Raw genomic sequence first — 2416 nt, 5'->3', positions numbered from 1 at the left:
AGCCAAATCGACGCGGCGATGCAACACTTATTGTAGGAATCGGGAGGTCGGCGGCCTTGATGGCATCCGACCTCCTTTTTCTTTACTATCATCCTATCCGAGGTATTGTTCCAGCAGTTCAACGACCACCTGCTCACGGGATTTTAACCCTATCTTGCGGGCTTCCATGATTTCCGTCGCTTGTGCAGGCGTGAGTTGCTTCAATGCCTGTTCTATCTGACGGCAGTAGGCCACGGGGTCTGCGGCGTTGTTATACCGCATGATGATATAGGTAATCAGATACTTTTTCGACAGGAACGAATCCGAAAACTTTTCCTGTGCGGCCTCATACCATCTGATACTCCGCTGATACCATGTTTCGGATTGCAGGATTTTAGGCAGTTCCCCGCTTTTCACGCAGTTTACCAAGTCTTTGGGTTTGAGTGAATTTGTTCCCGTACACCATTGGGATATGGTTGCCAGCGGGAACCCCTTGCTGCGGAGTTGTACGGCAAACTCAAAGACCTCATTCGTCTTGGAGAGTGTCATGGCAGGTGCGGCCATATAGTCCGTTCCTTTCCACGTGGTCGTGCAGATATTCATTTCGGCAATCAACGCCGCAATCGACATATCCACATTCAGCGGCTCGGTAATCACGAGGTCGTTCAGATTCAGACCTAATTTAATATAGGCAATCAATCGGTGCTGACCGTCCAGCACGGCGTAATAGTTCACCGACTGGCTGTCGGGAATGTCCTTGCCGTTCAGGTCTACCAAATGTCCGCCAGACGTAATTACCTGTTCACCGTCCACAACCGTAATCGGCGATAAGAGCCCGTACTCCTCGATGGACTTCATTTTTGCCGTTACCGCTTTGGAGTTGGTCGGGCGGTTTCCTTTTACAAAGGCGAAATTACGGTTTACAATGACTGAAATTACACTCATTTTTTTCATTTTAATTGTGCGGGTTTACCTCATACCACCCGCGAGGTTTTAATTAATAATATTGTTAAAAAATGTTTGTTTTTCATTTTCTCGGCGTTAGGTCTGACTGGTGAGCTCTTGCCAGCTCTGGCGGCAGTCGGGTGATGGCTTGGGCAAACTCCCGTCATCGTCCTGCCGTGCGATTCGACCTGCGGCCTTTCGGTTCGGATTCTCTCTCCCTACCGAGAAGCGGAGTGTATGTCAAAGAACCTGTGTTTGCGTTTTCAATGTTGAATACTACGAAAACCATACATAACTCATTATGACATAAATAGTTGTCGGATAGCGAAAAAGTGCATGATTTTTACTACCCCTTATCGGCAGAATAAAAAAAGGACGGCTCATGCCGTCCCTTATCATCCGATATGTAATTGGATTTATCTAAAATTCGCGCCTACCGTCGTCCACTCCTTATCCTTGTAAGATGTCCAGATTCCCGATATACTCTCGTCATTATCAAGGAATTTCGGATTGTCCGTATAGCCGAAGAAATAGACGATGCGCGAAATCAACAGCATCCTGTTATAGGAAACCTTATTGGGATTCGTACTGCGGTTATCTTCCTCTTTGAACTTTTCCAAAAGCGGCAAAAAACATTTGACGGCAAGCGTAATCTTGTAACAACTTTTGAGATTCACCGAAAATCCGTCCAATCCGAAAGAACGGGTGTTTGACAACTTGGCATAGAGTTCTGCCACGTTGTCAGCAAGCAACTTGCCCAACATCCGTTTTGCAAGGTCGGATTCAAGGGTCGCACCGTGCTCGCGCCCTCGCCATGCACGGATTTTGGCATCGGGATTTTCTTGCAGGTACTTGGCGAAAGTCCGAAACTCCTCGAATACCGAGGTCGGAACCTGCTGCACATTTTCCGTCCGTTCCTGTACCACATCATAGACAAAGAGTATCGCCATCCAAAATTTCTCGGTGTCGATACCCATGGCCCGCAGGGAACGGATAATCGGAGCGTTCTCCAAATACTGCTCTTTCGTAAAGGGGCTTTTCAACCGCCCGTCCTCCAACTGATGCACGAAATCCCATCCGCGGAAAGAATCGGTTTGAAAATACTCTCCACAACTGTCGTCGAACACCCATGTAGGATACATTCGGTTAGCAATCTCGGAAACATAATCGTAAAGCGGGTCCATAGCAGTAACATTCGGTTAAACAAAGATAGGAAAATTCGCCTGAAATTCCGCTGAACAACCAGCCCTTAAACTTGTATTTATTAAAGATTTTTATTATATTTGTAATAGCAAATCCGAGAATAGGGAAATTCTACTGCTTCCATAGAAAATAAGTTTATAGGACGGATAAGGACGGCATTATTTGCTGTCCTTGTCTTTGCTTCCTATTTCCACATTTTTTGAGTGTGAAATGAAGATTTCCTTTAATACTATCAATCCAGAATCAAAAATTATGGAAGATACGGATAACGAGATAGTAGGTATTGCTC

The 2416-nt window shown here is 45.9% G+C and carries 2 protein-coding genes; both read right to left on the bottom strand.

Annotated elements, in window-relative coordinates; genetic code table 11:
* Positions 1–93: 93 nt before the first annotated feature.
* A complete protein-coding gene (locus HMPREF9720_RS03980) occupies positions 94–933 on the bottom strand; it encodes a hypothetical protein (RefSeq protein ID WP_009596935.1) in 840 nt (279 codons plus the stop codon).
* A 407-nt stretch (positions 934–1340) separates the two neighbouring features.
* Positions 1341–2108 carry a hypothetical protein gene (locus HMPREF9720_RS03975; protein ID WP_009596934.1) on the bottom strand — a complete coding sequence of 256 codons (768 nt, stop codon included), beginning with the start codon at positions 2106–2108 and terminating at the stop codon, positions 1341–1343.
* Positions 2109–2416: the final 308 nt, after the last annotated feature.

The organism is Alistipes sp. HGB5, from assembly GCF_000183485.2.
Taxonomy (GTDB): domain Bacteria; phylum Bacteroidota; class Bacteroidia; order Bacteroidales; family Rikenellaceae; genus Alistipes; species Alistipes finegoldii.
This window is presented reverse-complemented; position numbering and strand designations above follow the sequence as displayed.

What these genes read in the sequence shown, in the direction of transcription:
- HMPREF9720_RS03980 (WP_009596935.1), bottom strand. Translation starts at nt 933, where the DNA reads ATGAAAAAAATGAGTGTAATTTCAGTCATTGTAAACCGTAATTTCGCC.
- HMPREF9720_RS03975 (WP_009596934.1), bottom strand. Translation starts at nt 2,108, where the DNA reads ATGGACCCGCTTTACGATTATGTTTCCGAGATTGCTAACCGAATGTAT.